Below are 26,396 nucleotides of genomic sequence, written 5' to 3'. Positions count from 1 at the left end.
AATCCATGATAGAGATGCTGTAGACGGGTGTGAGGGAGTAGTCCCAATTTTTACCCCTGCGGCCTTGTTCCTGAATGACAAAGGCGGCATAATAGAGGCTTCGGTCTTTGAAATAGCTTTGCGCCGCCCGTTGGAGTTCGATGATGAACTTTTCGCCGTTTTCACCCTCACAGAAGAGGTCAAAAATCGCCTTACGTTCTTCTTGTTTTTTACCTGCCTTTTCCTTGTCGAGGTAGGTTAGGGTTTTGATAGGCGGCAAGTCATTGGCTAACAAGGTGTTGAGGAAGTCGATAAGGATGTCTTTGTTGCGCTCAGTACCAAAGATACGCTTGAAGCCAAAATCAGTGAAAAGGTCGATATAGCGACCGTAAGGCTTGTCAGGAGTCATGGATTTGTAAAGCAATTAAATGGGTAAAGCAAGATAGCTATTTTTATAATTTCGCGAAAATGTGTTGATAAATATGGATTAAGAATAAGCCACAGGACATTTTTGGGAAAGTGGCTCGGCGCTCCAGCTCCGAGACAAGTTGGAGCCTTATTGGGGGGGCTAAAATAAGGCTTAGCCCACAGTTTTAACGGTGTGGCTTGAAAATGTCTTAGGAAGGTATATCAGCGCACGGAGTTATCCTGACATAGGTGGCTATTTCGGGAAGTATGAAGGTTGGATTATGAGTGATGAGGTGAAGGCTTGGAGCGCTGTGTAGGGTGTACCCGATACCGTTGGTTTTGGGGTACTTGTGTGAAAAACTATTTGTTGTTATGAGCAAAAGAGCTAACTTGCTATACCTTGCCTTATGTGTCCAATTTGATTTCAATTTTGCGCCGACGTGTCTACCAACTTCAAAACACGCACTGTCCGACTCCGGTACATTGTTTTTATTTCCTCTGTACTATTGACAATCATCATCAATCAGGTGATTATACAATATGATATCAACCTACAGAATGAGGATGCAACCCTGATTAATCTTGCCGGCAGGCAACGGATGTTGAGCCAGCGCATTGCCAAGCGGGTATTGTATCTGCAAGATGAACTACGTTACAAGCCAGAGTTGGTATTAGCCAATATAGACACACTTCACCGTCTGACAGAGGAATTTGCAAAAGTACATCAGGGCTTGTTAGGAGGCCGCTCGTCGCAGGGGCTAAAGAGGATTAATAGCCAGACAATTGATGAGTTATTGACCAAAAACACCCCCAATCTTGAAGCTATTGTCGGGGCTTGTCGTGCAGTAGTGAGGCAACCCGATACCAACACAGTTGATAGTGCCATGCGGGTGATTGAGCAACATGAGTTACGGTTTCTGCTCACGATGGAAACCACAGTGAAGACTTTTGTAGCGGAATCAAACGCTAAGATACAGCATCTCAAGCGAGTGGAGCTAGTACTGGCCGCAGTGGCTGTGGGACTCTTATTGCTAGAATTTGGGCTGATTTTGCAACCGCTTATCCGCAAACTCTCTCAAGCCAACGACTTGTTGCAAGAACAAAACTTAGCACTTAAAGAGGCTAAAGAAGAGCTAGAAACACTGAGCAATCAGCTAGGAAGACAAAACAAACAACTGCTTAGCTTTGCCCATATTACCTCACACAACTTGCGAGCACCAGTGAGCAACCTAAACTCCTTGTTGTACTTTTACAACACGAGTAGCTCAGAAGAAGACAAGACCATGATTTTTGCGAAGTTCGAAACCGTCATCCAGCACTTGAGCACTACACTGGAGGAGTTGATTGAAACTCTCAAAATCCAAGAAGATACGGATATTGAAGGAGAAGAGCTGGTTTTTGAAGAGGTGTACCAAAAAACAAAGGAGATACTTTCGGGAACTATTCTGGAAACACAGGCACAGTTCAACACCAACTTCAATGAGGTAACAAAAATACATTATCCTCGTGCGTATTTGGAGAGTATTTTTCTCAACCTAATCTCTAATGCGCTCAAATACCGCCACCCAGAGCGTCAGCCGCTCATTACAATCAACTCGGCCTTGGTAGATGGGCGAAAAGTATTACGGGTGCAGGATAATGGACTGGGGATAGACCTCCAAAAGCACGGCCATAAGTTGTTTGGGCTTAGAAAAACCTTTCACCGACACGCCGAGGCCAAAGGCCTAGGACTTTTTATCACCAAAACGCAAGTAGAAGCGCTTGGTGGAGAGATAAAAGTTTATAGTGAAGTAAACCAAGGAACTACCTTTGAGATATTTTTCAACCCCAAATCTTAAACTGATATGCAAAAACCACTGATTATCTCTATTGTAGATGATGATGAGGTGTATCAATTTACCACCACACGCACCATTCAGACCAGTGGGGTAGCTTGTGAAGTATTAACGTTTTCGGACGGTGAGGAGGCTATTGACTTTCTGACTACCACGAGCGAAGACCCAGATAAATTGCCAGACATTATCTTCTTGGACATCAATATGCCCATTATGGATGGATGGCAGTTTTTGGAAGCTTATATCGCTATAAAGCCTAAAATGGGTAAAAAAATCACTATTTATATGATTAGCTCATCTGTAGACCCTGCCGATACAGAGCGCGCCAAGGCCATATCTGAGTTATCGGACTATATTGTGAAGCCAATCACACCGGAGCGGTTTAAGGAGCTGCTCAACAGTCTTGGAGACAGATAACAGTAAAAGACTTAGTATTGGGGTTTGTTCAGTCTTTTGGCCAACACATATACGCCTACGGCGGAAGTAGCAGCATATAAACCTAAGATTTCAACCCCAAACTCAAAAGTGATGTATATGCCTCCTAGCATCAGCAGCATAATGATGCCACGAATGAGGCCAGCTCCATAAGTAGTGCTTTTGGAGGCTCCCTGTTTGCGCAGGCGGTTACGCTCAAAGGCTACCCCCATCCGAACGGCGATATCGCCAGACTCAAGATCTGCGTGATCTATCAGCCCCTCGGCGGCCATTTCCCGTTTTTTTTCGCGCACACGCTCCATCAAATCCTCCTTTACTGGGTCGTAGTAGCGGGGTATATAATTGAATTGGCGGTTTTTGGGGGTTTTGACAAAGATAATACGCATTGTTAGGAAGCCTTAATGGGTAAAAATGAGCTTATTTCACAAAAATACAGCTATCAGGCGAATTACACAAATCTATAGCAGGGCTAAATTTTCGCAGGGTGTGTGCTGGCTATATCTGCAAAAAACATTACTTTTGGCAAAATGCGACAATACCTTTGCCGCGACGACCTGACTATGTTTTAGATGACGCTTACAGCCCGCAATTGAATGATGACCCGTCTCTTTTTTTCAAAACAGATTTGGATATTTTCCATCAGCCCTGTACTGGTTTTGGTTTCTTTCCTGACTTACAGGCACTTACAACCCCAGCCTTCGGCAGAACTCTCGAAGGCTGGCACTAGTTTTGATTTTTATACGCCTCCTCCACCCGACAGCGCGTTTTTGGCCAAGCGTCAGGCCTGGGTCGACAGCGTGTTTGAGGCAATGACTGAAGAGCAGCGTATCGGGCAATTGTTTATGGTGGCGGCATATTCCGACAGCACAGCCGAACACGAGCGTAGTGTAGAGGCGTTGGTGCGGGAACAGCACGTAGGCGGAGTGATTTTTTTCAAAGGCGGCCCTATGCGCCAAGCACGCCTGACCAACCGCTATCAAGCGGCGGCTCAGGTTCCTTTGTTGGTTTCGATTGATGCCGAATGGGGCTTGGCTATGCGCCTCGACAGCACCATGCAGTTTCCATATCAGATGACCTTAGGCGCCATACAGGATGTAAAACTGATTTATGAAATGGGGCGCGCCATTGCCCGTCAATGCCGCCGGATAGGCATACACATCAACTTTGCCCCTGTGGTAGATGTCAATAGCAACCCCCAAAACCCTGTCATTGGTTTCCGCTCCTTTGGTGAAGACAAAGAGGAAGTTGCCCGACGTGGTGTGGCCTATATGCAAGGGCTTCAGAGGGAGGGAGTGATGGCCAATGCCAAGCATTTTCCCGGCCACGGTGATACCGAAAGCGACTCACACCATACCCTGCCCGTGATTTATCACGATACCCTGCGGATGAAAAACCTAGAGTTGTACCCTTTTCAGAAATTGATGCAACACGGGCTGCGTAGTGTGATGGTGGCACATTTGCACATCCCTGCTTATGATGCCCGCCAAAATCGCCCGACAACCCTCTCTAGCCGCGTGGTTACCCAGCTACTACAACAAGAGCTTGGCTTCGAAGGGCTGATATTTACAGATGCACTCAATATGAAAGGAGTGTCTAATTATTCCAAAAGCTGGCAGATAGCCCTACAAGCCCTGTTGGCAGGAAATGATGTATTGCTTTTCCCAGACAATGTGGCGCAGAGCATCAAACAAATCCAACGAAGCCTCAATAAGGGCGAGCTGGAGGCTGCCTACCTCAATCACCGTGTGCGTAAGATCTTGTCAGCTAAATATGATGCCGGCCTAGCCGAATACCGCCCTATTGATCTTCAAAATTTAGCCCAAGACCTGCACCCTCCCGAAGACCAACGCCTTGTACAACAGCTCTATGAGCAGGCGCTGACCTTGGTCAAAACCAAAGGCAACTTGTTGCCGCTACAAAGGCCAGACACGATGAGCCTAGCCTCAGTAACGATTGGCAACATAGAGTCTCCTGAGTATCAGAAGCTTTTGAGCGGATATGCATATTTCAAACATTACCACATCAACAAAAATACGATGTGGGGCAACTACGACTATGTGTTGAAGCAGGCTGTCAAGTCGGGTACGGTAGTGGTGAGTGTGTTGGGCACTAGCCGGGCTGCCACCAAACAATATGGTATCCCGTCCTATGTCTACAAGTTTGTAGAAGAGCTTGGCCAACAGACGAATGTCATTTTGTTGTTGTATGGGTCTCCGTATACCCTCAAAAACTTCAAGAATGCCCAACATGTCATCTGTGCCTACGAAGACACTCCCCAAACCCGGCAGGCGGTACCCCAAGCATTGTTTGGCGCACTGCCCCTAGAAGGTCAATTGCCTGTATCTGTCGGAGAGTTGAAGAAAGGGCAAAACCCCCGAAGTCCGGGTTTGAGCCGGCTACGGTTTGATAAACCCGAAAACGTAGGGCTGCGGACTGAGGTACTTGAGCAGCTCAAGCCGATGATTGCAGAGGCCATTGCCGGAGGGGAGTTTCCCGGCTGTCAGGTAGTGGTGGCACGCAAAGGAGCCATCGTAATGCGCGAAGCTTTTGGGCATTTTACCTATGCCAAAACCACCCCCGTAGGGCTGTATACCTTGTTTGATGTAGCATCTATCTCCAAGGTAGCAGGCACACTACAGGCCGTGCAATACCTCTATGACCGTGGGCAGCTAGATCTCGACAAGCCCATTGTACACTATCTGCCCGAGCTCAAGGGCACAGACAAAGAAGATATCACTCTCCGATTGTTGCTCTTGCACCAAGCCGGACTAGTACCCTGGATTCCTTTTTGGAAACGCACCCAAGACGCTCAAGAGCGCTTCAAACCCGGATACTATGCCACCAGTGCCAGCGAGGCCTTCCCCAACCAGGTAGCCCACGAATTGTACAGTGTCAAAGGTATTGCAGATACACTCTGGCGATGGACAGTGGCCTCCGAACGCAGTCCCAATCCGCCAGGAAAGGCAAGGCATAAGTATGTATACAGCGACCTGAGTTTTTATATGTTGCAAAGAGTTTGTGAAAAACTACTGGACGAAAAGCTGGACAGCTTTCTTACTCGTACTTTTTACCAACCCCTCGGCATGCGCCTGACAGGCTACAATCCGCTACAACGCTTTGACAGGCAGCTGATAATGCCCACCGAGAGTGATACTTACTTCCGAAAACAGCAGGTGCAGGGCACAGTACACGACCAAGGCGCAGCCCTAATGGGAGGCGTGGCCGGTCACGCAGGGTTGTTTTCTACCGCCACAGACTTGGCCGTGATGATGCAGATGCAGCTTCAAAAGGGCTATTACGGAGGCCATCAGTACCTCAAGCCTACGACTGTCGAAACATTTACGCGCCGCCAAGTGCCCGAAAACTTCAGAGGCCTAGGCTGGGATAAGCCCGAAACAGACCCTATTTCGTATATGCCTGCCCGCGCCAAAGCACCCAACGGCTACGGCCACTCAGGCTTTACAGGATGTGTGGTATGGGTCGACCCCGACCAAGAGCTGGTCTTTGTCTTCCTGTCGAACCGCATCTACACAGATGCCGAAAACCGAAAACTCATCAATAACCACACCCGACGCAAACTCATCGAAAAGGTATACCAAGCGCTGATACCCGAACAATAGTACACAATTTTTTGGGCTTCCCCCGCCCCTTTCAGGGGGGCGGGGTCGCGCTTTCGGCTTTAGTCCCCGCGCCGAACGATACAGGTTTGGACTCACATCCCGTCTGGCGCGGGGAGCTATCGCCTCTATCGCTAAGCCACTTACGCACGCATAGCTTCGTACTCAAATAAAAATGCACCAACCAAAACACCTCCAATGAAACCACAATACCTCTTGACAAATCGCTTTTTTGTCCTCTTATTTTTTGCCCTCTGTGTGCTCAGTGCTTGTGGGGGCAAATCTACACCCGAAAAACCCGTTACGCCCACCATCCAGCCCACCGATAGCCTCGACCTGAGCAGCTTGTCTTCGGTGTTTGATGAGTTTGATACCCTTATCTTTGCCGATGGCCGTTATCAGATGATGATACCTGAGTATTTTGGCCAACAACGCAGCCTCAACGAACATGCGCTGTTGCAATATGGTAGCGAAAAACGCCGCTTCTATTTGGTCGTTATCAGGGATAGCCGCTATGACCTCAGCCCCGATTACAATGCCTTGCCTGTGTACTATAACTTTGTCAACGGGCGGCTAGCAATGGCGATGACCAATATCAAAACCTTGCGCCCAAGTACCTTGGAAATAGGAGGGTATGCTGCTCTCAAAGGCGAAATAAGGGGAACAAGCACCGAAGGGGACTTTTTTTATAAAATAGCAGTCGTACAAACGAAAGAACACTTTTATCAACTCATTACCTGGGCTCCCGAAGAAAATAGAGCTACCTACACCCAAGAGATGGACTTGATGATTAATTCTTTTGAAATCATCAATGCCGATACCAATATGTAGGGGTGGGTTAGGGAAGAATGATGGGGTACCCCCTGTGGGTATATTTTGCGCCCTTGGTGGTTAAATGTACGCCTAGAGCTAGATGTATCGAAGTAAACACAGTAGCAACAAAATCAAAACGGTGTCGGCCATACCAACGCCATAATGACTACAGAATGTTTTACCCCATAATCGACCAAGGACGATACTCATTAGCACACTTTTTGCCCAAAATGCAACAGGAGAATACTTGTAAGATGTAGCCAAAAAAAGTAGCTTTGTAAAAAACCTCTTGGAATAGCCTATGCAATGGTACTATTTATATGAGCAAACATTACCAAAATCGATATATAGTAGTTGTATGCCAAATAGTAATTATTTGGATATCAATGTTTTATCACTTACAATTGCGTGCTCAAGGGGTAAATAACCAAGCGCTAGACCCTGCCAAACCGCTTTCACAGTTGATTGTTACTCGCTGGACAATCGACCAAGGGCTGCCTTCCAATGCGCTCAAAGAGGTACATCAAGGACACAATGGCTACCTTTGGGTTACGAGTTACAACGGGCTGGTACGGTTTGATGGTGCTCATTTCAAAGTTTTTGACAAACGTACTAGCGCTCTATTGCTCAATAACAATACCTACTTGCTACGCGAAACCAATGACGGTCAGTTGTTTATAGGCACACAAGGCAGTGGTTTATTGGTATACCACAATGGCACCTTACAGTACATAGGAGGCAAAGAATACTATATCGAGGCTTTTTGGTTGGAAGCCGATGGCAGAGCAGCTTGGGTAGGCACACGAAGCGAAGGCCTCTTCAAAGTCTCGCTCGACAAGCAAGTCTTTACTCGGGTCAATCACCCCATTTTGGCCCACACTACCATTACTGCCATAGGCCAAGACGCAGAAAAACGACTTTGGATCAGTACCGAAAGCCAAGGAGTACTTTGGATGACAGAGGGCAACCGATTTGAACAGATTGTATTCGAAAAAGAGGGAGACGAAAAAGGTATTCAGGATTTTTTCTTAGACAAAGAGCAACGCTTCTGGATAGCCAAGTCAGATGGCTTGTACCAATGGGTGGGGGGGAAGCTCAACGCCGTGGAGAAGCTCAAAGGTTTTTCTGTTCGCAAGGTCACCCAAGATACTTGGGGTAGCCTGTGGGTAGGCACTAACGAGGGTGTTTTTCGTATCAACGCCCGCACACAAGCCGTGGAGAAGCTCTCTCTGATGGAAGAGGACGCTATCATTAGTATCGAGGATATTTGCTTTGACCGAGAGGGCAGCCTATGGGCTACATCATACAGAGACGGCCTTTTTCAGGCCAAGGGAGGGAAATTTTTTAACTATACGCGCCAAGAAGGGCTGCGTTGGACGACTGTAGGCTCGCTGGCGGCATACAACACCAATGAGCTATTGATAGGAACAACCAATGGCTTGATAGATCACCTGCGGGCGGACGGTACAATTGTGCCCTTTGATGTCAAAACACCACTCCCCAAAGACCGAATCTACCACCTATTTCAAGATAGCAAAAAGAACGTCTGGATTAGCACCTACGAGGGGCTAGTCAAAAAAAGTGCTGACGGCACAGAAATACGCTATACTGATGCCAATGGCCTGCCTGATAATGCGGTTAGGATTGTATTCGAAGACCGCAAAGGAAACATTTGGATAGGCACGAAGTTTGGCGGCATAGCACGGCTCAACCAAGAGGGTAAGTTCAGCTATTTTGGCAAAAGCCAAGGACTTAGCTCTGACTTTATCATGGACATTGCCCAAGCCAAAAATGGGGATATTCTGGTAGCGACCAACAACGGCGGTATCAACCGCCTCAGCGAAGAGGGGCGTTTCAAAGAATTGATCGATATGGAAAAGGGATTGGCTAGCAACTTGGTTTTTCGAATCCGAATAACAGAAAACGAGGTGATTTGGTGTGCCTCCAACGCAGGCCTTAGCCGTATTGAGGGGGGTAAAATTACGGTATATGACTCAAATATCGGCCTACCCAATGACGCATTATTTGATATCTTGGAAGACCAAGAGGGCAACTTCTGGATGCCTTGCAATATTGGCATAATACGAGTAGCCAAGGCAGAGCTAGAGGCCTATCATCGGAATATGACCCAAAAAAATATCTACTGGAAGCTTTTTAACAAAGGCGATGGGATGAAAAACGAACAATGTGCCGGAGCCACACATTCCGTCAAGCTCCCCGGAGGCAAGTTCTATGTCCCTACCTTGGGAGGAGTATTGCTCATTGATCCTACCCGCATTCCGTACAATCAGCTACGACCAATGGTACACATCAATGCCTTGAGTGTCAATGGTATTGATTATTCGTTGGCAGAAAATATCAGGGTAGCTTCAGGAAACAATCGCTTTATCTTTGATTTCAGCGGGCTAAGCTTTATCGCTCCTGAGCGGGTACGCTTTAAATTCAAACTCGAAAACTACGACACCGACTGGGTAGATGCCAACACAGAGCGCCGGGCGATTTATACAGCCTTGCCTCCCGGTACGTACCACTTCAGGGTAAAGGCCTCTAACAATGACGATATCTGGAACGAAGAAGGCGATGTACTCACGATTACTATTCAGCCCAATTGGCACGAACAGGCTTGGGTGAGGGTGTCGCTTGCTTTGTTGATGTTGGCAGGGGTGTTTGTCTCCGCACGGAAAATCTCCGACATACGCCTCAAACAGGCCGAGCGCCATCGCTTGTCATTGGAACGAAAAGTCCAAGAGCGCACACAAGAGGTCGTGATGCAAAAAGAGATTATCGAACGCAAAAATGCAGACATTACGGCCAGTATCAACTATGCCAAGCGCATACAGGAAGCTATCTTGCCCACCTCAGAAGAGATGGGGGCGGCTTTCCCACAAAACTTTGTGCTCTATCAGCCTAGAGATATCGTTTCGGGCGATTTGTATTGGACGGGTACTACCAAAAACGCGCAAAACGAACTGCTACACTACATCGCTGCGATTGACTGTACCGGACACGGAGTCCCCGGGGCATTTATGAGCCTCATTGCCCACGATTTGCTCGAAGAGACCATCCAACTCAAACGCATACAAGAACCACATCATATCCTACAAGTGATGCATAAAAGTGTGCGTACCAAACTCAAACAAGCCTCTGGCGATAGCCGCGATGGAATGGATATGTCCATCTGTTGTTATAATCCTACACGCAAAACCCTGACCTTCGCTGGCGCAATACAGCCCCTAATCATCGCCGACCAAGGAGAGGTCTATACAATCAAAGGAAGCAAAGTACCCATAGGGGGGCTTCAGCGAGAGCTTGAGCGCACCTTTGAGCTACATACCATCGACCTGACAGCATATCATTCACCTACTTTTTACTTGCTCTCTGATGGATATGTAGATCAATTTGGAGGAACAGAAAACCGCAAGTTCCTTGTTCGGAACCTGCGTAGTTTGTTATCACAAATTCATCACAAACCCTTGGCTGAACAACGACAAATCCTTGGCCAAACCTTAAAAGAATGGATGATTGAAGGTAATGAAGAGCAAATTGACGATATCTTGGTGATAGGATTTAGGGTATAAGGCCATATTGATTTTAGGGGTACAATGGCCATAAAGGCAAGCCATTTTTATTTAGGCGGTTGTTTTTGGTTTTTGAAAACCCTTATAATAACCAGAAGTTTAGTTTGTTTTATAGCTATTTCCCAATGCAAAACTTGCTAAAAATGTTACTCAACAGGTCTTCGTGTGTGATTTCGCCGGTGATATTTCCCAAATAATAGATAGCTGTGCGTAAATCACTGGCCAACAACTCTGTGGGCATCTGAAAAGTAATCCCTTCCAAAACACGTTGCAATGCCTGAGCAGTGTCAAGTAGATTTTGGTAGTGTCGCGCATTGGTAACGATGGTCTGTCCTTCTTGGAGTTGGTGCAGGCCAATACTGTTGACTAGCGTTTGTTCCAAATGCGCTAGATTTTGCCGGGTAACGGCTGAAATCAATAAGACCTCTCCCTGTATTTGTTGGGTTAGGGAGCGGCAGTGGGTCTCATCTGCTTGGTCTATCTTGTTGCCTACCAGTAGGAGGGGGGCTTGCAAATCCTGTGGTAGGTTTTCGGCCAGCTCTAAGCGGAGGCTTTCGGCGGTAGTTTGGGTGGCATCAAAAAGATAAACGACTAGGCGGGCTTCCTGTATTTTTTGATAAGTGCGAGCTATCCCCAGCTTTTCCACGGTATCATCAGTGGCTCTCAGCCCAGCGGTATCAATAAAGCGGAAGCGTGTTCCTTGCAGTACAATTTCATCCTCGATATAGTCGCGGGTGGTGCCGGGTACGTCCGAGACAATGGCCTTGTCTTCGCGCAACAAGGCGTTGAGCAAGGTCGATTTTCCGGCGTTTGGTTTTCCGGCGATGGCTACCGGAACCCCGTTTTTGAGCACATTTCCGACCTTAAAGGAGTCAGCCAAGGCCTGTACCTCTTGCAGGAGCATCTGTGTTTGGCTTTCGAGCCGACTACGGTCAGCAAATTCCACATCTTCTTCCGAAAAATCCAGTTCTAGCTCTACCAAGGAGGCCAAGTCGATGAAAGCTTGACGTAGTTGTTGGATGGTCTCCGAAAATCCCCCTCTCATTTGATTGAGGGCTATGCGGTGGGCTTGGGCAGAGTCGGCGGCTATTAGGTCAGCCACTGCTTCGGCCTGCGCCAAGTCAAGCTTGCCATTTAGGAACGCCCTTTGTGTAAACTCTCCGGCTTCTGCGGCGCGGGCACCCTTAGCCAACAGCAGGCTCATAATACGCTGAATGATGTATGGGGAGCCGTGACAACTGATTTCTATTACATCTTCACCTGTAAAAGATTGTGGGTTGCGAAATAACCCCAAGACCACCTCATCAACTACAGTCTCGTTTTGGTCTACAATATACCCAAACATCAGACGGTGTGAGGCGGCAGTTTCAAGGCTTTTGCGCCCTCGAAAAATATCATTGACTAGAGCAAAGGCATCTTTACCCGACACCCTCAATACCGCGATAGCCCCTTGACCTTGGGCTGTAGCAAGGGCCACAATGGTGTCGTTGCGGTGTTGGGCGAGGTGGAGCTGTGGGTTCACTAGTAATTAGGCGATAGGGGTAATGAAAATATTCTCGGCTACCTCGTGGGTAAGTGTTTGAGCAGCAGACTGCTCAATAGAGACGCGCAGCGAAAGGTCATAGGCTACGTGTTCTAATACCTCTAGGCGGGTATCGAGATTGATCCCTAGGCGGTTGAGGTATTGTAAAAACTCGGGGCTGTTTTCGCGCACAGCGACCACTTGCAGGGCTTGCCCTATGGGGGCTTGGCGCAAGGAGGTGCGGGCGTGTTGTTCTACTATTTCTCCGGCCTCATTGGGGATTGGGTCGCCGTGGGGGTCAAAACGTGGGTATCCCAAGAACTCATCCAAACGCGCTACCAGCGCAACAGAGTGAATGTGCTCTAGCTGCTCGGCGATTTCGTGGACTTCATCCCAGGCAAAGCGTAGCTTTTCGACCAAGAAAGTTTCCCACAGGCGGTGTTTTCGGATGAGGTAGATGGCATGGCGGCGGCCTTCATCGGTAAGGGTTACCCCTTGATACTTAACATAATGGAGTAGCGATTTTTGCGCCAGCTTTTTAATCATATCACTGACAGAGGCGGCGCTAAGATCTATCTTGCGTGCAATATCATTGGTACTTACGCCCTGTTGTTCGTTTTTGAAGATTTGGTCTTGCTCAAGATGATAGATAGCCTTGAGGTAATCTTCTTCTGTTAGGCTGAGCGCTTCGGTGATTTTCATAGGCATTGACGCTTCGGGCATACAAAAATAGCGAATTCTCCGGCGATTTGCCAAGCTTTTGCGGGCTTGCCAAGTCGCCGGGGAGGCCCTGTTGCGGGGTAGTTGCCTGAGGATGAGCCTAGTGAGGAATCAGGTTAAAAGGCACTTTTACGTCTTCTGCATACTCTTCACCGCTTTCGAGCATATCCAAATCATTTTCTTCATAATACCAGTTGATGACTACTTCTCCTTTTTTGCTGTTGTGATATTCTTCGAGCATCGTCATAATTTCTAAGAAGCGGCGCGAGGAGCTAGTATTGAAATAGGTCATCTTAAAATTGAGCACTATCTTGCGTCCAGAGGCTTCCATATAGTTTTTGAGCCAATCAAACACCGGCTGAAAAAACTCTAGGGTATACTCGTGATACGATTCGCCTGAGATTTCTAAAACACCAGTGTCTGCATTAAAGTTAATCTCCGGAATGTAGTGTGAGCCTTCTATCTGAAAATTCTCCATAAGTGTTGAGGGGTTTGAATGGGTTTATTATTCTTTATTAATTTTGATGTGTAGGGTAAAGAAGCTAAGCTGCTCATTCAACTCGTGGTTTTCGTGAAACAAGCGGTTACCGGATTTGCGCGCCATATCTATCAGTCCTACATTGGCTCCTGTGCCTTCATTGGTTTGGCGGCGTTGTTCTTTGTAGTGGGTTTTCAGTCCTTCGGCATCCAGTTGGTTGATGTACTCACATTTTTCGGAAAGCTGCTGGGCTTGGCTTTTGTTGACCATATTGCCGGAGGTAACAATCACATGGTCTTCATAGTCTTGGATAGAGACGATACCGATACCCTCTGCGCGATTTTTTTGAACGGAAAATTCCTTCTCGGCAGAGTGGTGGTAGATGTTTTGCGCCAATTCAATGAAGACTGCAAAGACTTTCTTGCTTGCCGTTTGGTTGTGTTTAAACTTATCGCGCAAGCTAGTACCAATATCGGCCAATATTTCTTGTGATAATGTGCCCTTAAACACAAGGATGGCATTGTAAGCATCTAAATCTTGGCAAGATTGATAACCATCGAACTGTTGTCCAATCATAATTCTAAGGTTTTGAGCAGGGCTTCCGGGCTAATGGGGGAATACCTGTGTGCAATATAAATCGCAAAAGCGAACTATGTCAAGTAAATACGAATAAAATCTGGGAGGGTTGGGTTTTATTCGATAGAAAGTTTTTAATTACATTTAAACTAGCGCTGATATTCGACTAAAGCGTGTATTCGTTGTGTTTAGACGGCTATTTTGGCTAACTTTGTTGGTTTCAGCTTCTGTTTTGCCAAAATTATGCCTATTTATCGCGATTTTCAAGTACTCATAGCCCAATTCACCCAAAAACAATTTCACAGCATAGAGGAGTGTTTGGCACGCCCCAAAGTAGATGCGGAGGCTGCTTTTGAGTTCCGAAGGGCTGTAAAGCGCTTGAGGACAGTGATGCCTATTCTCAACCAGAGCTTGAAACTAAAAGTAGCTCAACAAAAGCCGTTAGGCAAAATACTCAGGCCAATATACAAAAAAGCGGGCAATCAGCGAGACCTTGCGCTAAAGATGACTTTGTTGGAGCCGTATGCCAAATTCCAAAACACACAGGCCTACCAAGAGTACCTAGCCAAAGAACACCGCCGTGCTGCCAAGTTGCTCAAGGAGGCAATGGCTCAAAAGCCTACCCGAATGCAAAAGGCCTTAAAGCGGCAAGAGCGCTTATGGAAGCCTCTCTGGAAACCCAAGGCAGACAAGGCTGCCCTGTGGCAGGCCTTTGCCCAAGTGCTCTTGAGGCACATAGGCGAGGCTGTCATCTTGCAGCCAAGCCCTGACGAAGAAGACCAACACCAGCTGCGGGCAGAGCTGAAGGAAATCTTTTTTCTGTGTAAAATTTTTTCAAAGGTGGTTCCAATACAATACCCGACCTTACTGACTGACCTTAGGGAGGTCTGCCAACATCTTGGGCATTGGCACGATGCCATTTTGGCCTACCATCATCTGGGAGCCTATCATCAACAGGCGCAGCTTCCCTTGCCAAAGGCAGCGGCCAATGGCCTCTATCGCCACGCGCAAAAACATTGGCAGGAAGCGCATTTACGCCTCAACACCACCACCTTGCTTAGTCGTTTGGCACAGCAGGCCGCTATTTGGCAACAGATCAATGAGACCGAGCAGGGGGGCTAAAAACGTAACAGACGATTGAGATAAAGCAAGACCAAGGTTACAGCAAAACAAAAACCAACCAACACAAACAGCCCGGCTGTCAGGCTGCCACTGGCATTGACTACTGCCCCCACAATAGCGGGACCACCGCCACCACCCACAATAATGGCGAGACCGTTGTAAAGCCCTATCCCGCGTGCTACGCCTTGTTTGGGCAAAATACGTTGGACGAGGGTATACTCTGTGGTGATGAAGGCCGATACCGAAAAGATAGCCGCACTCAACACGGCTACCGTCGTCGGGATGTCGTGGGCTCTCAGGGCAAAGGCCGCAAATATACCTGCCAAAACAAACCCTAGGGCGCAGATAAGCAGACGGCGGCGGGTTAGGTCGCCTAGATAAGCCCAAAACAAGACTCCGGCTATAGAGAAGACATACGGAATAGCCAAAGCACGACTGAGCAGCTGTTCGGCAATCTGCCGTTCTTTGATAAAATAGGTGGGAAGCCAGTTGAGCAAACCGTGTGCGATAGTATTGCTCAGCATCCCAATCACCACCACCACCCAAAACAAGTGCTGTCGCAACAAGGCTCGCACATCAAGCGGAGATTCGTCTTGGCTTTCTTCTGACTCGGCTATGGCCTGGGCTATCCAGTGGCGTTCTTTGGCGCTGATGTGTGGGTGTGTTTCGGGTTGGTCATATACAAAAAAGTATACCAAAGGCCACGTAATGCCCATCCCCAGAATGGCCAAGAAATAGAACATAAACCGCCAGCCAAAGGCTTGCATCACTGGTACCAAAACCAAGGGCCCCAATACAAGGGCAAAGAAAATACCCGAAGTCCACAATCCATTGGCGCGACTGCGTTCTGAAACCGGAAACCAAACCTTGGTCAGTGCGGTCATTGCCGGGTAGTGTAGTCCTTCGCTCAGCCCCAGTAATATTCTGCTGAGCAGCAACCCCGCAAAGTGTGTATGCAAAAGTGCACCTACAGCTGTAGCGGCAGACCATAACACCACTATCACCAACAGGCTGCGCCTTGCACCATAACGACCGACCAACCCGCCCAAAAAGATATTCGAAATGCCATAAGCCACATAAAAAATCGTCATCAACAAACCACCCTTACTCCCTAACTCTGCATCGCTCCAGCCGTACTGCTGCGCTAGCTCGCTGATGATATAGGTTACATTGAGGCGGTCGAAAAAGGCGATAATGACGGAGACCAGCAAGACCAAAGAAATCTGCCAACGTTTTGCGATCATCTGCAAATAATGTATTTGTTTCGTGAAATTTTACTTTTGATTATAATAAATTATAATTAGCTCGGGAAATCTTTGCACTGAAAATCCTTGATATTCAAGAAAATCAAATCTTGTGAATCTTGGTGTAAACTTTCAGTGTGGCACTCAAAACAGCTGATTTTTGTGCTGATACTAGACAAAAAGTGCAGGTCTTATGTTTTGCCCACGATTTTAATCGTGGGAGCTAAAGTGGCAATATAAGACAATCTCAAACGTATTTTGCTACAAAAGCCAAACAAATTTGCTGTACAATGATTTCTGTAAGTACTGTAACCTCTAACGCCTTTCGCGATTTTTATGAAAGAGAAAAGAATCCTTGTTTGGTTTCGCAACGATTTGCGCACACACGACAACGAAGTGCTCTCCAGGGCGCTTCAAGCTGCTGATGGCCTTCCCAATTCGCTGATTCCGGTTTATTGCTTTGATACACGGCAGTTTGCGCCTACCAGCTTAGGTTTCCCAAAAACAGGGATTTTCCGAACACAGTTTTTGCTCCAAGCTGTAGCAGATTTACAGCAGCGCCTACAAGCACTAGGGAGCCGGCTGGTGTTGCGGGTAGGCTTGCCTGAACACGAAATCAGCCTTTTGGCGCGGCAGTGCCAAGTTGATGCGGTGTATACGATGCAAGAGGTAACACCCGAAGAGCTTGCCGTAGAAGCAAGCCTTGAGGCTAAACTATGGGAGCATAAAATTGCCCTGAATCGTTTCTGGACCAGTACGCTGTACCATCTCGAAGACCTTCCCTATCCTGTTTGCAACCTCCCAGATATATTCACTACCTTTCGCAAGTCGGTAGAGCGACAAACCAAGGTGCGCCCTCTTTGGCCAATGCCCAATGCCCTGCCATCAGTCCAATTACCGCAGGAGTTGTATCAAGATGCGCTGCCGACTACAGAGGACTTGGGCTTGGGCGCCGCTGCCATCCCCGATGAGCGTACGGCAATGCCCTATGCTGGAGGAGAAACTGCCGCCTTAGAGCGTGTACGAGAGTATTTTTGGCAAAAAAACCTACTCAGCCAATACAAAGAGACGCGCAATGGCCTTATAGGAACAGATTACTCCTCTAAGTTTTCGGCTTGGCTGGCACTGGGGTGTTTGTCGCCGCGCTATGTGTATGAAGAAGTACACAAATACGAATACCAAATCATCCAAAATGACTCTACTTACTGGTTGGTATTTGAGTTATTGTGGCGCGACTATTTTCGATTTGTAGCTAAAAAATACGGCAATCGTATTTTTCTGCCTGAGGGGATTCGGGGCGATAACGCACTAAAGATGCAGAAAGCCCGCAAGCGCTTCGACAAATGGGTCGAAGGGCGCTGCAAAGAGCCTTTCGTAGATGCCAATATGCGAGAGCTAGCGCTGACGGGCTTTATGTCTAACAGAGGGCGGCAAAATGTTGCCAGCTATCTTGTCAAAGACTTGCAGGTATATTGGATTTGGGGGGCAATGTATTTTGAGTCGATGTTGATTGACTATGACCCTTGCAGCAACTGGGGCAACTGGTGTTATGTGGCCGGTGTAGGCAATGATCCTCGCGAAAATCGCTATTTCAACATACCGAGCCAAGCCAAACGTTATGACCCCAAGGGGGAATATGTCCGCCTATGGATGCCCGAAATACAGCATCCGGCCTACCACTAGGTTGGTGCCCCGTGTCTATCACAAGCCCTTAGAGCCTAGCCGCCATCAGGAGTGCAAGATCCTTATAAGACATTCCTAGAGAGCGGGCGATATGCGCATTGGTGAGGCTGCCTTTGTGTGCATAAACACCTTTGAGGAAGCCCTTATTGGTAAAAATAGTTTCCTCTACACCGCCGCAATCCCCCATTTCGATTAGGTATGGGGCGAAGATATTGCTCAGGGCTGAGGAAGAGGTACGGGCTACACGAGCTGCAATATTGGGTACGGCATAGTGGATGATGCCGTATTTTTTGTATACAGGCTGTTTGTGGGTGCTGATTTCGGATGTTTCCACACATCCGCCTTGGTCTATGCTGACATCAATGATGATAGAGCCGGGCTGCATCGAGGCGACCATCTCCTCTGTAACGACAAAGGGGCTGCGTGTACCTTCGGAGCGGAGCGCTCCGATGACCACATCGGCGCGGCTAATGGCCTCGGCCAAGGTGATGGCGTTGAGGGTAGAGGTATAAATTTGTTGACCGATGGCATACTTCAGGCGGCGGAGGCGATAGAGGCTGCGGTCAAATATTTTGATTTCTGCGCCCAAGCCGATGGCTGTGCGGGCGGCGTACTCGCCTACCGTCCCAGCGCCAATGATAACAATACGGCTCGGTGGTACTCCCGTAATGCCGCCAAGGATGATTCCTTTGCCATCGCGCATACTGCTGAGGTATTCGGCGGCTATGAGCATCACTGTGCTCCCGGCAATTTCGCTCATCGTTCGGACGATAGGGCGGCCTCCGGCAGCATCTTCCAAAAATTCGTAAGCCAGCGCAATCACTTTTTTGCGCAACAAGGCCTTGATGAAATTAGGCTCCAGCTTAGCCATTTGGAGGGTCGAGATGAGCATATGTCCGGGCTTCATCCACTCCAGCTCCTCTTCGGTCGGTGGGTCAATCTTAATGACCACATCACAGCCAAAGACCTCTTCGGCAGAGTAACTAATCCTGGCACCTGCTTCGCTAAACTGCCGGTCGTCGTATTTGGCACCCTCGCCTGCGTGGGTTTCGACGGTTACTTCGTGGCCGTTGCCTACCAATATGGCTACAGCCTCGGGCGTGAGCGGCACACGTGTTTCGTGCGGATTATTTTCTTTGGGTACGCCGATACTGAGGCGTTGGTGTTTTTTACCAACGGGGGCTAGGCTTTCCTGCGGGTAGAGCAGGGTTTGGGTTAAGGGAGTGAGGCCTTCTTGGCTTTGTTTACTCATATTTTTGAACGACTATCGTACGGTGCTCAGGGTCTAGTATCTCCAGCCGGAGGTGTAGATGTTGTGCGGGTAATAGGGTAGGAATGCGCTCGGCCCATTCTACAAAACAATAAGCACCGCTATCAAAATACTCCTCGCAGCCAAGGGCATATGCTTCGGCTTCATCGGCCAGACGATAAAAATCAAAATGATACATCGGCTCGCCTGTATGAGGGTCTTGGTATTGGTTGACCAACCCAAAAGTAGGGCTTTGTACGCGGTCGGAGCTACCCAGCGCACGTACGACAGCCTGAATGAGTGTGGTCTTGCCAGCGCCCATTTCCCCCTCAAAGCGCCAAATGCGCATTTCTCCTGCGAAGTTACATATTTTCTGTGCTACTTGGGCTATTTCAGACAAAGAATAGCCGGCTATTTGGAGCTGTTCCATACAGAGGTACACCAAGATAATGAGGCCTTGCGCCCCTATAGGGTTATTTTTGAGCCAAAACTACAAAAGGAATCATAATCTCTTCCATAGATACGCCGCCGTGTTGGAAAGTATCTCGGTAGTAGTTGACATAATGGTTGTAGTTGTTGGGGTAGGCAAAGAAATAATCTTCTACAGCAAACACATAAGACGTAGAGAGATTGACCTTGGGCAGGTGAAAAGCCTCGGGCTTACGCGCCACCAATACTTTGTCGCCGTCGTAGTTGAGGTTTTTCCCTTGTTTGTATCTCAAGTTGGTATTGACATTGCGGTCGCCTATAATTTTGAAAGGACGTTTGACAAAGACCGTACCGTGGTCGGTAGTCAAAATGACTTTAGCTTTTTTGTCAGATAGCTTTTTGAGCAAATCAAAGAGCGGAGAGTGTGCAAACCAGGATTTTGTCAGCGAGCGAAAGGCTGCATCATCAGGCATCAGCTCCCGAATCATCGCCACATCAGTACGGGCGTGAGAAAGCATATCCACAAAATTGTAAACCAAGGCATTGAGTTGGTTGCCCATCAGTTGGTTGAGGCTTTCGGTTACTTGTTTGCCTTTCTGTTGGTGGATGATTTTGTGGTACTCAAAGCGGATATTATGGCGCAGGCGCTGGAGCTGTTTCTCCAAAAAGGCGGCCTCTTGTAGGTTTTTGCCTTCTTCGTCGCCTTCTTCTACCCACAAGTCAGGATGTTTGCGCGACATTTCGAGCGGAGTCAGCCCCGAAAACAGCGCATTACGCGCATAAGCCGTTGTGGTAGGCAAAATTGAGTAATAAATGCTTTCTTCTTCGATATGAAAATACGGTGCCAACATCGGCTCTATGACTTTCCACTGGTCGTAGCGTAGGTTGTCAATGACAATGAAGAACACAGGCTCATTGTTTTGCAGAAAAGGAAGCACCTTGCTACGCACAAGGTGGTGCGAGAGCAAAGGAGTGTCCTCGTCTTGTGGGTTGGCCAGCCATTCTTCATAATTCTCTTCTATAAATTTTACAAAGTTGGTATTGGCTTCGTTTTTTTGCATTTCGAGCACTTCCTGCATCCCTTGGCTTTGTGAGCTTTCGATTTCAAGCTCCCAAAACACCAGTTTTTTGTAAATCTCAGTCCACTCTTGATAGTCGGTCCGCTCACCAAAAGCCATCATCAGATTACGGAAATCTTGTTGGTAGTTTTGCTGTGTTTTTTCGGAGCGGATACGTTGGTTATCCAGTATCTTCTTGATAGAAAGAATGATTTGATTGGGGTTGATGGGTTTGATAAGGTAGTCGGCAATATTGGCTCCAATGGCCTCTTCCATAATATGCTCTTCCTCACTCTTGGTAATCATCACAATGGGCACATTGGGTTGTCGTTGTTTGATTTGGGTGAGGGTCTCCAGTCCAGTCATACCGGGCATATTTTCATCCAAAAAAATCAAATCGAAAGAGGTCTCCTCGATTTGGTCAAGCGCATCTGTACCGCTGTTGACTGGGGTTACTTTGTAACCTTTTTTGCCTAAGAATAGGATATGAGGCTTGAGCAAATCGATTTCATCATCGGCCCATAAAATGTGATAAATAGTCTCCATAAAACAAATTCGAGGGGTTTGGTACAGTTCTGGTATTTTAAGAGATAGGTGTTGATGTGGTACTGCGGTACTCTGGCCGCGAAGCTCCGGCTTCGCAGTACTACCAACATAAGGCCTCCTGTTGTCCCTGAGCTCGGGGAGCTACTTCTGAAGTCGTCCAGTAGTTGCTGAAATTCCCTAGCGAGTATTTGTTTTCATAACGCAAAAAAGATGAGTTAAGGTTTGGAGTGCGTAGGAGAATTATGAAAATTTAACATAATCTGTCCCTCAAATCATCGGTGGGTATCATCGTCAGCCAGCATACTAAGGTAGTTATAGTATCGGCTTTCGGCAATGAGGCCGGCTTCGGCGGCGGCTCTGATAGCACATTGTGGTTCGTGGAGGTGCAGACAGTTATGAAACCGGCATTCGCCCAGTCGTTCACGCATTTCGGGGAAATAATGCGCCAATTCTTCCTTTTCCATATCAATCAGCCCCAGTTCTTTGATACCTGGCGTATCGATGATGAACATATCGGGAGCTATTTCGAACATTTCGGCAAAAGTAGTGGTGTGTGTGCCTTTTTCTGAATAGGCAGATATTTCGCCCACGCGCAGGTCGAGCTGTGGGGCTAAGCGGTTGAGCAGGGTAGATTTGCCTACGCCTGAATGCCCCGATAGCAAGGAGGTATGCCCTTGGAGCACGGCCTCCAGCCCATCCATACCAAAGCCTTCAGTAGCCGACACCCAGTGGCAGGGGTAGCCTAGCGGTTCGTAGATGGCTTTTAGTTCTTCAAAGACCTCACGTCCTTCGTCATCGAGCAAATCACACTTATTAAAAATAAGCCTTGCTGGGATTCTAAAAGACTCTGCTGCTGCCAGATAGCGGTCTATAAAGCCTAGGGATGTACGCGGCAGTACCAGCGTAACAATAAGCAGTACTTGGTCGATATTGGTAGCGATGAGGTGGCCGTGGGCTGATTTATGGACAGATTTCCGAATGATGTAGTTATCACGGGGGAGGATTTCGGTGATAAGGGCTGTGGCTTGGCCGGCCTCCATTTCATAGGCCACTCTGTCGCCTACCGCCAAGGGGTTAGTTACTTTGAGATCTTTGATTTTGAACTTCCCTCGGAGGCGGGCTTTGAGCAGACTTCCGTCGCTGATGCGCAAATCGTACCAAGAGCCGGTCGAGCGCATAATGATACCAGTTGATTGAGTCAAATTGTCTAGGTTTTGATGAAACGGTCTATATCTTGGGTTTTGCCAAAGAGGATGAGCATATCTTTGGCTTGAATGATGGTTTCGGGACGGGGCACGCCTATCGTATCAATGGTGCGTTCGCTCCCTGCTTGGCTGGTATCGTTTTGGCGCTCACGGATGATGGTTACCAAGTTGAGGCTGTATTTACGGCGCAGGTCTATTTCTATGACGGAGCGCTCCCATACTTTGCGCGGGGCTACTACTTCTACGATTTCATAATCGCCGGCCAAGGGGAAGGAGGCCCTGATATTGGGATTCAGTAGTTGGGAAGCCAACTGCTTGCCTACTTCTTCTTCGGGGGAGAGGATATACCTCAGGCCGATTTTGCTGAGAATGGCACGCTGTTGATCGTTGGCTGCCCGCGCTACAATTTTGGGAACTTCTAAGTCCATCAGTTGTACACACGTCAGCAGCAGGGCTTCAAAGTCTTCTCCAATGGCCACTACTACGGCATCCATTTCTTGGATGTTTTGGGCTTGGAGCGCTTTTTTGTCGGTAGCATCTAGGGCGATAGCGTGCGCCACATCATCTTTGAGCAGCTCCACACGGTCGGTTTTGTTATCAATGACCATAACTTCTGCTCCTTTGTTGGCCAAGCTTAGGGCGATGGCTGCTCCGAACTGTCCCAGTCCGATGACGGCAAACTTACTCATAGGTTTTGTTGGTGGTGTTTTTGGTAGGCCGCTAATTTAACTCCTAAAAAAGTGCTGAGTACATCAAGCGCTTTTTCGTAGCGCTCGTTGTTGGGGATGATCAAATCTACCTTTTTCTTGAAAGGCGAAATATATTTCCCGTAGGCTGGGTAAACGTGTTTTTCGTAACGATAGAGGACATCTTGTAAATCATAGCCCCGCTCTACGTTGTCGCGCAATACACGGCGTTTGAGGCGGATATGTTCCGAAACATCTAAGAATATCTTCAAATCTATCAAGTCCCGCAGCAGGGGGTGGTTATAAATAAAAATTCCTTCGACCAAGATAATGGGTTTTGGGGAAAAACACAGTGTTTTGGGTTTTTTATTCGGGTTATTGAAAGTATATTCTTGAAGCTCAACAGTTTGGCCTTTCAAGACAGCCTCTACATCCTGAAAGCAGCGCTCCATATCTACGGAGCGCAAGGTATCGAAGTTGTGGATTCCTTCTTCGTCGAGGGGTTGTGATTCTCGGGGGAGGTAATAATTATCTTGTGAAATCAGGCAGACATTATCAGCGCCTAGCTTCTCTACTAAATGGCTGAGTATAAATGTTTTTCCGGCTCCGCTGCCACCGCTCACGCCTACTACATAGGGTTTCATAAATCTTGTTGTTTGAGGTGTTCAATGAGTTGTAGGAGGGCACGGCTTCGGTGGCTGATGGCTTGTTTTTCGGCCAAGCTCATTTGCCCGAAGGTGCGCTCTTGTCCTAGCGGTTGGAAGATGGGGTCATAGCCAAAGCCCCCGTTGCCTTGCGCTTGGGGGGTGATGAGGCCGTCTACGATGCCGGTAAATTGGCTGATTTCGCCTTCGATAATCAGTGTGATGACTGTTTTGAACCGGGCGCGGCGGTTGGTTTGGCCGCTTAGTTGGGTCAATACTTTTTGGAGGTTGGCTGTATCGTTGCGCTCAGGTCCGGCATAACGCGCCGAGTATACTCCGGGTGCCCCTTGGAGGGCTTCGACCTCCAGCCCCGAGTCTTCAGCAAAACATGCTACCCCAAAATGCTCCCACACATATTGTGCTTTTTGGGCGGAGTTGCCCTCTATGGTGTGTTGGGTTTCGGGCAAGTCTACCGTACAACCAATATCATCAAGACTGCAAAAAGCCCAAGAACTGCCATCTAGCAGGTCTTGTATCTCCTTGATTTTGTTTTGGTTACGTGTGGCTATACAGAGCTTCATTGGGTTATTGTTTGCTGACTACCTGGATCTCAAAGAATAGCGGGGCAAAGGGCCCGATGACCTCTCCTGAGCCGGATGCTGCATAAGCCAAGCGCGAAGGGGTTGCCAAAAACACCTTGTCTCCCACGCGTAAGCGGCGGAATAGGTACTGCCAAGACAAGATAACATTCGTGGCTCCTACGGTTACACCAAAGGTAGTCCCTGCCGCCGATCGGTCAAACACACGATTGTTGAGCAGCTTCCCTAAGTAAGTAACTTGTACGATTGCACCGCTATCAAGCACAGGCTCAGTGCTGGGTGCTTTTTCCAAATAGCCGAAGTAATAGCCCGAGGTATCACGTTGGGCGATATCAAGGAGGTTGTTGGCACGAAGGTAATCGACAATCTGATCCTCTTCGGAGCGGGCCGAAACGAGGTTTACCTCAAACTTTACTGCTGAGAAGGGGGGGATACTGACAGAAGTATTGCCTACATAGCTGGTGGTTCCGTAGGCTAAGTAGAAGGGTATCAAGAACACAGCTTCTTCGCCTGGAGCTACCAAGCGCAAGCCTTCTTCAAGCCCACTGATGAGGCGATTGGCGCCCAAAACTGCTGTATCCAGACCAAGCCCTTGATTGGGAGAGGTCTCAAACTGTAAGCCATTGAGCAAACGGCCATCAAAACTGTAGGCTACCTGATAGCTTTCTAAGGGTAGGAGTCGGTTGGGGCGTTGTGTTTTGATATAATAATACAAGCCGCTTTCGGTTTTTTGTATTTGGCCTCTGAGGCCATTGGCATCAATATAGGCTTCTATTTCGGCTATGTTGCGGTCGGCGCGTTCGTTGAAAGTGTTATCAGCTCCATCAATATTGCAGGCGCTGAACAAGCCCGCCAATCCTAGCAATAGGCCGAAGAAAGTAAAATGTATTCGCATCATCAATGCAGACAAGGTGAGAAATTACCGGTTTAAAATCTTGCGAAGATAGGGCAAAATCCACAAAAGGGCAATTGTAGGGCTGTGGATAATCAAAAGTCGGTGTTTTAGGATAGTCAAAAAGGGTATATTTTGAAGCCCTTGGGTGTGGTTGGTGCTTATTTAACCTTCACAACCTCAACATCATAGAGCAGTACAGCCATTGGGGGGATGCTCAGCCCATCGCCTTGGATACCATAGGCCAAAGTAGAGGGAATCAACATTCGGGCTTTGTCTCCTTCTTGCAGCAACATAATCCCTTCGTCCCAGCCCTTGATGACCATCCCCACGCCAACCGGAAATTCTAGCGGGGAGCCTTCATAAGAGCTGTCAAACACCTTTCCGGTCAGCAGTCTGCCTACATAATGGATGCTGACAGTGTCGCCTGTTTTGGGTTTTTTGCCGCCCCCTATTTGTGTCAGGGCATAATGCAAGCCTGAGTCGGTTTTTTTGACCTCAGCCTGTTGCAATACCGAGTCTTGGGCAATGTATTGTTGGATACGCTCTAGGTCTTCATCCCGTTGGGCGCGCATATTTTGCTCATTGCTGGCTTTGATATCTGCTGCCGACTCTATTTTGAGTACTTTGATGATATATTTGAGGGTTGTGCCCGAGGGAATATGCTGTGGGAGTTTGGTGTTGGTTCGTCGGGCCAGCGAGTCTGCCGGAATCCAGACCGCCACGCTATCTCCTTCGGAGAGCAAAAGCAGGATTTCATCATATGTGCCCTTTATTTTAGGTGTTTGGAGGCGTTTTTGTTGGATGGGGCCACTCAACTCTTCGTAGGTGCTGCGTAGCCGGCGGCCTTCATTTTCAATCACGAGGTGATAGGTGATGAATTCCCCTTCCTGCGCTTTTCGCCCTTGGCCGGATTGCCCAAAAAACGAGTACTTCAGCCCGTTATCCATAGCTTTAGCGCTACGGGGTGGTAGAGCCGATGCAGCAGGGTCTTGGGTACTTCCACAAGCCCAAAGCAGCAAAACGAGGCTGCCCAAATATACTCCCTGCCACAGTCTGAAGTAGCTCATAAGCACGC

At 48.0% G+C, this 26,396-nt stretch carries 23 protein-coding genes; 7 read left to right on the top strand and 16 right to left on the bottom strand.

Going from position 1 to position 26,396, the window contains the following annotated elements; genetic code table 11:
• The coding region (locus G499_RS0108775) for an Rpn family recombination-promoting nuclease/putative transposase (protein WP_026998321.1) at window positions 1-388 on the bottom strand (388 nt) is incomplete at its 3' end.
• Between the two features lie 439 nt (window positions 389-827).
• On the opposite strand from G499_RS0108775, the gene G499_RS21105 reads away from it, so the two are divergent.
• Window positions 828-2,225 carry a sensor histidine kinase gene (locus G499_RS21105; protein ID WP_051296110.1) on the top strand — a complete coding sequence of 466 codons (1,398 nt, stop codon included), beginning with the start codon at window positions 828-830 and terminating at the stop codon, window positions 2,223-2,225.
• A 6-nt stretch (window positions 2,226-2,231) separates the two neighbouring features.
• On the top strand, window positions 2,232-2,639 hold the full coding sequence (locus tag G499_RS0108765) for a response regulator (RefSeq protein WP_026999634.1): 408 nt from the start codon (window positions 2,232-2,234) through the stop codon (window positions 2,637-2,639).
• Window positions 2,640-2,650: 11 nt separating this feature from the next.
• Here the strand turns inward: G499_RS0108765 and G499_RS0108760 are convergent, their stop codons facing one another.
• Window positions 2,651-3,043 (bottom strand): hypothetical protein, encoded by a 393-nt coding sequence (locus tag G499_RS0108760; RefSeq protein ID WP_026999633.1) that lies wholly within the window; start codon window positions 3,041-3,043, stop codon window positions 2,651-2,653.
• Window positions 3,044-3,250: 207 nt separating this feature from the next.
• On the opposite strand from G499_RS0108760, the gene G499_RS19320 reads away from it, so the two are divergent.
• From G499_RS19320 to G499_RS0108745, 3 genes are all read left to right on the top strand, one after another.
• Window positions 3,251-6,277 (top strand): serine hydrolase domain-containing protein, encoded by a 3,027-nt coding sequence (locus tag G499_RS19320; RefSeq protein ID WP_051296109.1) that lies wholly within the window; start codon window positions 3,251-3,253, stop codon window positions 6,275-6,277.
• Between the two features lie 195 nt (window positions 6,278-6,472).
• Window positions 6,473-7,105 (top strand): hypothetical protein, encoded by a 633-nt coding sequence (locus G499_RS0108750; protein WP_026999632.1) that lies wholly within the window; start codon window positions 6,473-6,475, stop codon window positions 7,103-7,105.
• Between the two features lie 368 nt (window positions 7,106-7,473).
• Window positions 7,474-10,665, top strand: a complete 3,192-nt coding sequence (locus tag G499_RS0108745; RefSeq protein ID WP_026999631.1) for a two-component regulator propeller domain-containing protein — start codon at window positions 7,474-7,476, stop codon at window positions 10,663-10,665.
• Window positions 10,666-10,780: 115 nt separating this feature from the next.
• Here the strand turns inward: G499_RS0108745 and mnmE are convergent, their stop codons facing one another.
• The 4 genes from mnmE to G499_RS19315 all read right to left on the bottom strand — a co-directional run bounded on the left by mnmE (window position 10,781) and on the right by G499_RS19315 (window position 13,961).
• A complete protein-coding gene (gene mnmE / locus G499_RS0108740) occupies window positions 10,781-12,187 on the bottom strand; it encodes a tRNA uridine-5-carboxymethylaminomethyl(34) synthesis GTPase MnmE (RefSeq protein ID WP_026999630.1) in 1,407 nt (468 codons plus the stop codon).
• 6 nt (window positions 12,188-12,193) lie between these two features.
• Window positions 12,194-12,889, bottom strand: coding sequence for a metal-dependent transcriptional regulator (locus tag G499_RS0108735; RefSeq protein ID WP_035726965.1), 696 nt, complete (start codon window positions 12,887-12,889; stop codon window positions 12,194-12,196).
• Between the two features lie 118 nt (window positions 12,890-13,007).
• Window positions 13,008-13,385 carry a DUF1987 domain-containing protein gene (locus tag G499_RS0108730; RefSeq protein WP_026999628.1) on the bottom strand — a complete coding sequence of 126 codons (378 nt, stop codon included), beginning with the start codon at window positions 13,383-13,385 and terminating at the stop codon, window positions 13,008-13,010.
• A gap of 27 nt (window positions 13,386-13,412) precedes the next feature.
• Window positions 13,413-13,961, bottom strand: a complete 549-nt coding sequence (locus G499_RS19315) for a SiaB family protein kinase (protein WP_051296108.1) — start codon at window positions 13,959-13,961, stop codon at window positions 13,413-13,415.
• A gap of 243 nt (window positions 13,962-14,204) precedes the next feature.
• Here G499_RS19315 and G499_RS0108720 point away from each other — a divergent pair, with 243 nt between their 5' ends.
• Window positions 14,205-15,083 (top strand): CHAD domain-containing protein, encoded by an 879-nt coding sequence (locus G499_RS0108720; RefSeq protein WP_026999627.1) that lies wholly within the window; start codon window positions 14,205-14,207, stop codon window positions 15,081-15,083.
• On the opposite strand, the gene G499_RS0108715 is transcribed toward G499_RS0108720, so the two are convergent.
• Window positions 15,080-16,327, bottom strand: coding sequence for an MFS transporter (locus G499_RS0108715; RefSeq protein ID WP_026999626.1), 1,248 nt, complete (start codon window positions 16,325-16,327; stop codon window positions 15,080-15,082). The genes G499_RS0108720 and G499_RS0108715 overlap by 4 nt on opposite strands.
• Before the next feature lie 336 nt (window positions 16,328-16,663).
• Here G499_RS0108715 and G499_RS19310 point away from each other — a divergent pair, with 336 nt between their 5' ends.
• On the top strand, window positions 16,664-18,010 hold the full coding sequence (locus G499_RS19310) for a DASH family cryptochrome (protein ID WP_051296107.1): 1,347 nt from the start codon (window positions 16,664-16,666) through the stop codon (window positions 18,008-18,010).
• 28 nt (window positions 18,011-18,038) lie between these two features.
• Here G499_RS19310 and G499_RS0108705 read toward each other — a convergent pair whose 3' ends face one another.
• From G499_RS0108705 to G499_RS19300, 9 genes are all read right to left on the bottom strand, one after another.
• Window positions 18,039-19,262: an alanine dehydrogenase gene (locus G499_RS0108705; RefSeq protein ID WP_026999625.1), complete on the bottom strand. Its 1,224-nt coding sequence runs from the start codon at window positions 19,260-19,262 to the stop codon at window positions 18,039-18,041.
• Window positions 19,255-19,689 carry a tRNA (adenosine(37)-N6)-threonylcarbamoyltransferase complex ATPase subunit type 1 TsaE gene (gene tsaE / locus G499_RS0108700; RefSeq protein ID WP_035727034.1) on the bottom strand — a complete coding sequence of 145 codons (435 nt, stop codon included), beginning with the start codon at window positions 19,687-19,689 and terminating at the stop codon, window positions 19,255-19,257. Before tsaE ends, G499_RS0108705 begins: the two co-directional genes overlap by 8 nt.
• Before the next feature lie 43 nt (window positions 19,690-19,732).
• Complete coding sequence (porX, locus tag G499_RS0108695) at window positions 19,733-21,292, bottom strand: T9SS response regulator signal transducer PorX (protein WP_026999623.1); 1,560 nt, start codon at window positions 21,290-21,292, stop codon at window positions 19,733-19,735.
• Between the two features lie 272 nt (window positions 21,293-21,564).
• Window positions 21,565-22,470 carry a ribosome small subunit-dependent GTPase A gene (gene rsgA, locus G499_RS0108690; RefSeq protein ID WP_026999622.1) on the bottom strand — a complete coding sequence of 302 codons (906 nt, stop codon included), beginning with the start codon at window positions 22,468-22,470 and terminating at the stop codon, window positions 21,565-21,567.
• Window positions 22,471-22,499: 29 nt separating this feature from the next.
• Window positions 22,500-23,186: a potassium channel family protein gene (locus tag G499_RS0108685; RefSeq protein ID WP_035726962.1), complete on the bottom strand. Its 687-nt coding sequence runs from the start codon at window positions 23,184-23,186 to the stop codon at window positions 22,500-22,502.
• Complete coding sequence (locus tag G499_RS0108680) at window positions 23,183-23,827, bottom strand: uridine kinase family protein (protein ID WP_026999620.1); 645 nt, start codon at window positions 23,825-23,827, stop codon at window positions 23,183-23,185. Before G499_RS0108680 ends, G499_RS0108685 begins: the two co-directional genes overlap by 4 nt.
• Window positions 23,824-24,408, bottom strand: a complete 585-nt coding sequence (gene rdgB, locus G499_RS0108675) for an RdgB/HAM1 family non-canonical purine NTP pyrophosphatase (protein WP_026999619.1) — start codon at window positions 24,406-24,408, stop codon at window positions 23,824-23,826. Before rdgB ends, G499_RS0108680 begins: the two co-directional genes overlap by 4 nt.
• Window positions 24,409-24,412: 4 nt before the next feature.
• Complete coding sequence (locus G499_RS21100; protein WP_026999618.1) at window positions 24,413-25,324, bottom strand: FKBP-type peptidyl-prolyl cis-trans isomerase; 912 nt, start codon at window positions 25,322-25,324, stop codon at window positions 24,413-24,415.
• Window positions 25,325-25,479: 155 nt separating this feature from the next.
• On the bottom strand, window positions 25,480-26,388 hold the full coding sequence (locus G499_RS19300; RefSeq protein WP_035726959.1) for an FKBP-type peptidyl-prolyl cis-trans isomerase: 909 nt from the start codon (window positions 26,386-26,388) through the stop codon (window positions 25,480-25,482).
• Between the last annotated feature and the right edge of the window lie 8 nt (window positions 26,389-26,396).

The organism is Eisenibacter elegans DSM 3317 (genome assembly GCF_000430505.1).
In the GTDB taxonomy this organism is placed as follows: domain Bacteria; phylum Bacteroidota; class Bacteroidia; order Cytophagales; family Microscillaceae; genus Eisenibacter; species Eisenibacter elegans.
This window is presented reverse-complemented; position numbering and strand designations above follow the sequence as displayed.